General features: G+C 72.2%; 6 protein-coding genes. 4 read left to right on the top strand and 2 right to left on the bottom strand.

Translation table 11 applies throughout. The features are described 5' to 3' along the window. The 4 genes from E1283_RS30305 to E1283_RS30290 form a co-directional block, all read left to right on the top strand. A partial coding sequence (locus tag E1283_RS30305; RefSeq protein ID WP_132821375.1) for a metallophosphoesterase occupies positions 1-818 on the top strand: 818 nt, incomplete at its 5' end. 165 nt (positions 819-983) lie between these two features. After that, complete coding sequence (locus E1283_RS30300) at positions 984-1,283, top strand: carboxypeptidase-like regulatory domain-containing protein (protein ID WP_132821374.1); 300 nt, start codon at positions 984-986, stop codon at positions 1,281-1,283. A 244-nt stretch (positions 1,284-1,527) separates the two neighbouring features. Next, on the top strand, positions 1,528-3,168 hold the full coding sequence (locus E1283_RS30295; protein ID WP_165956301.1) for an ABC transporter substrate-binding protein: 1,641 nt from the start codon (positions 1,528-1,530) through the stop codon (positions 3,166-3,168). Positions 3,169-3,189: 21 nt separating this feature from the next. Further along, a complete protein-coding gene (locus E1283_RS30290) occupies positions 3,190-4,035 on the top strand; it encodes a hypothetical protein (protein ID WP_132821372.1) in 846 nt (281 codons plus the stop codon). Between the two features lie 10 nt (positions 4,036-4,045). On the opposite strand, the gene E1283_RS30285 is transcribed toward E1283_RS30290, so the two are convergent. Then, entirely contained in the window at positions 4,046-5,413 is a 1,368-nt protein-coding gene (locus tag E1283_RS30285) for an FAD-binding oxidoreductase (RefSeq protein ID WP_132821371.1), read from the bottom strand. After that, a partial coding sequence (locus E1283_RS30280) for a trypsin-like serine protease (protein WP_132821370.1) occupies positions 5,410-5,838 on the bottom strand: 429 nt, incomplete at its 5' end. The genes E1283_RS30285 and E1283_RS30280, both read right to left, overlap by 4 nt.

Below are 5,838 nucleotides of genomic sequence, written 5' to 3'. Positions count from 1 at the left end.
GCCGGAGGCTGGTCGTGGCGAGGGGGATCGCCGTGGCGACCGGGGTCGTCACGGCGGGGTTCATGGGGTACGGGACGTACGCCGCGCGGCGCCTCGTCACGCGCCACGTGAGCGTCATGCTTCCGCGACTGCCCCGCGCAGCGGACCGGTACCGGATCGCCGTCGTCAGTGACATCCACCTCGGGCCGTTGCTCGGCCGCGCGCACTGTCAGCGGGTGGTGGACACCATCAACCGCACCCGCCCCGACCTCGTGACCGTCGTCGGCGACCTGGTGGACGCCGAGGTCGACGACCTGCGGTCGGCCGTCGCGCCGTTGGCGGGGATCGAGGCCGCGGACGGCGTCTACTACGTCACCGGGAACCACGAGTACTACGTGGACACCGCCGCCTGGGTGGACCACGTCAGGGAGCTCGGCCTGCGTCCGCTGGCCAACGCCCGGGACGAGCTGGCCCACTTCGACCTGGCCGGCGTCAACGACGTGGCCGGCGAGGGTTCCGACTTCGGTGGCCCGGACTTCGAGGCCGCGCTCGGCGACCGCGACCCGGACCGGGTCAGCGTCCTCATGGCGCACCAGCCGGTGCAGATCCACGACGCCGTGGACCACGGCGTCGACCTCCAGCTGTCCGGGCACACGCACGGCGGGCAGATGTGGCCGCTCAACTACGTCGCGGCGGCCGCCAACCCGACGTTGGCCGGTCTCGACCGCTACGGCGACACCCAGCTCTACGTCACCCGCGGGGCCGGTGCGTTCGGCCCGCCCGTCCGGATCGGCGCCGATCCGGACGTCACGCTGCTCGAACTGCGCTCCGGGGACTGAACCCGGCGGAAAGCGCCGTCGATCGGGGTGCCTTGTCCGGTTTTCGTCTCAGCCGCTCGTCCGGGTCAACTAATCACGCCACGAAGGTGTCCTAGATAACGAGCAGGGCACAACCTGACAGCGTGACGGGAACAGCGCGCTCAGGGCGAGGAGGAGAGTGGGGGCATGACGGACGAGGTCCAGACGGAGCCGGGGCTGGTCATCAGAGGGCGGGTACGGGATTCCCTGGGGGTGGCGTTGCCCCGTGCCGTCGTCACGTTGTCCGGCGTCGCCGGCGGCCGACACCTGGTGAAGACCCGCAGCGCGGACGACGGCGCGTTCGCCGTCGCCGCACCCGGGCATGGGGAATACGTGCTGGTCGCGTTCTCCCCGCAGTTGGGCAGCCAGAGCGTGGCCGTCCGGCTCGAAGGCGTGCCGGTCGAGGTCGAGTTCCGGATGGACGTGCCGGGCGCCGGCACCGAATGATCATGGAACAGCCGCCGAACGGGCAAGGAACGATCATGGAATGAGCATCGAACGACCACGGAATGGGCCCGTCGGCGACACCGAAGGGCCACCGGATCCGTCGGGACGTGAGGGGGAGGTGTCCAAGGAGCGGAACGCCGGCGTCCAGATTTGTGTCCCCTCCGTTGCCCCCTGACCCATGCGCGTGCTGGGTCACTGTGGTTGGCTGGCCTCCCAAACGTCTTCGGAGGAAGGGCGCGGAGAGTTGCGACGGATCCGGGCCAGAGGGGCCATCGGCCTCGGGCTTGTGGTGGTGCTTGCGGTCGGCGCCATCGGTGGCTGGATGTTCTTCCGGTCGAGTGGAGGCGGCGACGAGCCGATCGTGGTCGGCACCACCTCGACACCGACCATCCTCGACCCCGGTGGCGCCTACGACGCCGCCGGCGCGGCACTGATGAGCAACCTCTACCAGTCCCTCATGACCTACGCGCCGGGTCAGGAGGAGCCGGTCCCGGACGCCGCGGAGAGCTGCGAGTTCACCGACAACCAACTCACCGTCTACCGCTGCACCCTCCGCGACGACCTGTCCTTCAGCAACGGCGACGACGTGACGCCCGACGACGTCAAGTACTCGTACGAGCGGGTCCTCTCGATGGCCGACCGCGCGGCCCGTGAGGCCGAGGACGACACCATCCCGGAGGACGAGAAGTTCGCCTACGCCGGCCCCTCCAGCCTGCTGGCCAGCCTGGAGGCGGTGCGCGTCGACGGGCAGGACGTCATCTTCGAGCTCAACCAGCCCGACGCCACCTTCCCCCTGATCGTCGCCGGCAGCGCGGGAGCCATCGTCCACCGGGACAGCTACAGCGCCATCGAGCCGGAGACGGACGGCCAGGTGGTCGGCTCGGGGCCCTTCCTGCTCGACCGGTACCGGCCCAACGAGTCCGCCGAGTTGGTGCCCAACCCGAACTACCGCGGTGCCGTCGAGACCCCCGACACCCCGGTGACCGTGCGGTACTTCGTCCAGTCCGACGACGGCACCGCGGCCGAGGAGCTGCTGGCCGACGCCTGGGAAGCCGGCGAACTCGACGTCAACAACGGGCGGATGCCGCCCGCCGTGATGTCCGACCTCAACCGCAGCGACTCCGGCATCCGGGTCGCCGAGACCACCGGCGGCAGCATCCGGGTGCTCGCCTTCAACACCGACCAGGGCCTGCCGATGAGCGAGGCGGCCGCCCGCCGGGCCGCCGCCTCCCTGATCGACCGCGAGGCGATCTCCCGCCGGGTCCAGCAGGGCACCGTGGAGCCGCTCTACTCGCTGATACCCGTCGGCTTCACCGGCCACGGCACCCCCTACTACGACCACTACCGGGGCGTGACCGTCGACTCGCTCCGCACCGAGATGGAGGAGGCCGGCCTCGAACTCCCGGTCCGCTTCAACCTCGCGTACTCCCGGGGCGTCGCCAACCACGCCGAGGCCGAGCTGATCCAGCAACAGCTGGAAGAGGGCGGCCTGTTCGACGTCGAGATCAGCTACCACGACTGGGCCGAGTTCATCCCCACCATCTACGGCGCCCGCGGCTACGACGCGTATCTCATCGGCTGGACCCCGGACTTCCCGGACCCGGCCACCTTCACCGACACCATCCTCGGCCCCGGCGACGGCCTGGCCACCGGCTTCAGCGACAACGCGATCAACGAGCTGATCAGCCGCACCCACGGGGAGCCGGACCGCGGGCGCGCCGCCGAGGACTTCCTCACCATCCACGACCTGGCCGCGGGCTCCGCGCCGATCGTCCCCATCTGGCAGGACAAGCGCACCGTGATCAGCACCGTCCAGATCAGCGGCACCCAGAACCTGGTCTCGCACAGCGGTGTGTGGCGCCTGTGGGAGCTGCACCGCATCTGATCTTTAGGGCAGGATGCTGGCATGGCACGTTTACGGCACACACTCGCGCTGGCCTCGGTCGACCGGGGCCGCGTCGAGAGCTTCATCGCCGTGGTCCACGAGGTGTTGGAGAGCCTGCACGCGGAGGACGGCACGCTCGTCGCCGAGGACGGACGCGCCGTCCGCGGCGCCCGACTGCTCGCCGGTGAGCACTTGGAGCCCGGCGCCCGCTACCGGGGCACCGCCGGCGCGGACGGGATCCTGCCCTCCGAGGGGGGCACCCCGCGGTGGTCCGACGGCGAGTTGACGGTCCTCGGCTGGGACCGGGCCAAGGAGACCGCGCTCCGGTTCGACCTCGGCCGCGAGGAGCAGGAACTGTCGAGCGGCGCGAAGTCCTCGGCGGCCCGGGTGGTCACCGAGGTGCGGCTGGCCAGCTCGGACCGGCCGCAGCGCGCCGGGCTCTCGGTGGCGGGCGCGCTGACCAGGGCCGACGGCCGGCCCAGGCGCTGGCGTTCGTTCACCGTCAAGGGCCGTCTCGACCTGGGGCGTTGGTGGGAGGCCGCCGGCGGCGCGCCGGGCCGGCCGCCGCTGTCCCTCGGCATCCGCTACGCGCTGCTGCGCGCCGACCTCCAGGCGGTGCCGCGCCCCACGGCGGACGGCACCTGGCGCCTGGAGGTGCTGACCGTGCTGCGCGGCCGCGGCCTGGCCAGACCCGTGGTGGCGGTGCCGCTGCTCGCCACCCGCCGGCTGCTCCAGCGCAGCCTGGCCCAGGCGCTCGACCGGCTCGCCGAGGACTGGCGCACCCGGGTGGCGTCGGAACTGGCCCGCGATCCCGAGGCGTTCCGCCAGTGGCTGCTCGACGAGGCCTGCCGCGACACCTCCGTCTAGAAGCGCGCGGTCACAGGACCTTGCCGGGGTTCAGGATGCCGAGCGGGTCGAACACCTCCCGGATCTGACGCTGCAACGCGACGCTGTCGGGGCCCAGTTCACGGGCCAGCCAGTCCCGCTTCAGCACGCCGACGCCGTGTTCGCCGGTGATGGTGCCGCCGAGTTCGAGGCCGAGCGCCATGATGTCGTCGAACGACGCCTGGGCGCGCCGCCGTTCGTCCTCGTCGGACGAGTCGAAGCAGACGGTGGGGTGGGTGTTGCCGTCGCCGGCGTGCGCGACCACGCCGATGGTCAGCCGCCGGCGTTCGGCGATCGCCGCGACGCCGTCCAGGAACTCGGCGAGCCGGCCGCGCGGCACGCACACGTCGTCGATCATCGTGGTGCCCTTGACCGACTCCAGCGCGACCAGCGTGGCGCGCCGGGCGGCGAGCAGCAGCTCGGACTCGGCCGCGTCGTCGGCCGGCACCACCTCGGTGGCACCGGCGGCCCGGCAGAGCTCGCCGACGGCGGCCAGCTCGGCGGCCGGGTCCTGGGTGTCGAAGCCGGCGAGCAGCAGCGCCTGGGTGGAGTCCGGCAGCCCCATCCTGGTCACCCGGTTGACGGCCTCGATGGTGGTCGCGTCCATCAGTTCGAGCAGTGAGGGCGTGTGGCCCGCCGCCATGATCCTGGCGACCGCCTCCCCGGCCGCCGCCGTCGAGCCGAACTCGGCTGCCAGCACCAGCTGTCGCGGGGGTGCCGGCTTCAGCGCGAGCACCGCGCGGACGACCACCCCGAGGGTGCCCTCGGAGCCCACGAAGAGCCGGGTCAGGTCGTAGCCGGCGACACCCTTGGCGGTGCGCCGCCCGGTGCGCAGCAGCCGGCCGTCGGCCAGCACCACGTCGAGGCCCAGCACGTACTCGGCGGTCACCCCGTACTTGACGCAGCACAGCCCGCCCGAGCCGGTGCCGATGTTGCCGCCGATGGTGCACTGCTCCCAGCTCGACGGGTCGGGGGGATAGGCGAGGCCGTGCGCGGCCACCGCCTTCGACAGGTCGGCGTTGACGACGCCGGGTTCCACCACGGCGATCCGGTTCACGGGGTCGATCTCCAGGATGGCGTCCATCCTGGTCAGCGAGAGCACCACGCAGCCCTCGACGGCGTTGGCCGCGCCGGAGAGCCCGGTTCTGGCGCCCTGCGGCACGACGGGCACCCGCAGCGCGGTCGCCGTGCGCAGCACGTGCCGCACCTCGTCGACCGTGCGGGGCAGCACCACGACGGCCGGCGCCCCGGCGGGGCAGAAGCTGGCCATGTCGTGGGCGTAGGAGGCGGTGACGTCGGGGTCGGTGAGGATCGATTCCGGCGGAAGCCCTTCGCGAAGCAGTGCCACGAGTTCGCTCATGCACGGCAGCTTGGCAGCTCGGGCGGCGAAAACCCATGGTCGGGAACGGGACGGTAGCGACATCTCGGGCGAGCGGCCCCGCCGGGCGGCCCGTGGGGGCTCTCCAGGGCCACCGGCTCCTGCGCGACGGGCCGGTCGAGCCTGAGCAGCGCGACGTCGGACCGCCGGTCGTTCGGCGTCGTCCGGTAGTCGGGGTGGACGTCGACCTCGGCGACGCGCGCCGTGCTGCCGCCGCTGGTGCGGTCGTTGGAACCCACCCGGACGTCGAACAGCGCCGGGTCGTACGGCTGGCTCGTCGACTGGTCGTGGACGCAGTGCGCCGCCGTCAGCACCCACTGCTCGTCGATGAGCGAGCCGCCGCGGCGGAACCTGTGCCGGCCGAGGTCATTCACGGTGAAGACGAGGGGGGCCGCCGCGTTCCGCGG

Source organism: Streptomyces hainanensis, from assembly GCF_004348415.1.
Classification (GTDB): domain Bacteria; phylum Actinomycetota; class Actinomycetes; order Streptomycetales; family Streptomycetaceae; genus Streptomyces; species Streptomyces hainanensis.
The sequence above is the reverse complement of the archived record's forward strand: the minus strand, read 5'-3'. Positions and strand labels throughout refer to the sequence as shown.

Excerpts from the sequence above, each read along its gene's own strand:
- E1283_RS30300 (WP_132821374.1), top strand. The coding sequence starts at position 984 with ATGACGGACGAGGTCCAGACGGAGCCGGGGCTGGTCATCAGAGGGCGG.
- E1283_RS30290 (WP_132821372.1), top strand. The coding sequence starts at position 3,190 with ATGGCACGTTTACGGCACACACTCGCGCTGGCCTCGGTCGACCGGGGC.
- E1283_RS30285 (WP_132821371.1), bottom strand. The coding sequence starts at position 5,413 with ATGAGCGAACTCGTGGCACTGCTTCGCGAAGGGCTTCCGCCGGAATCG.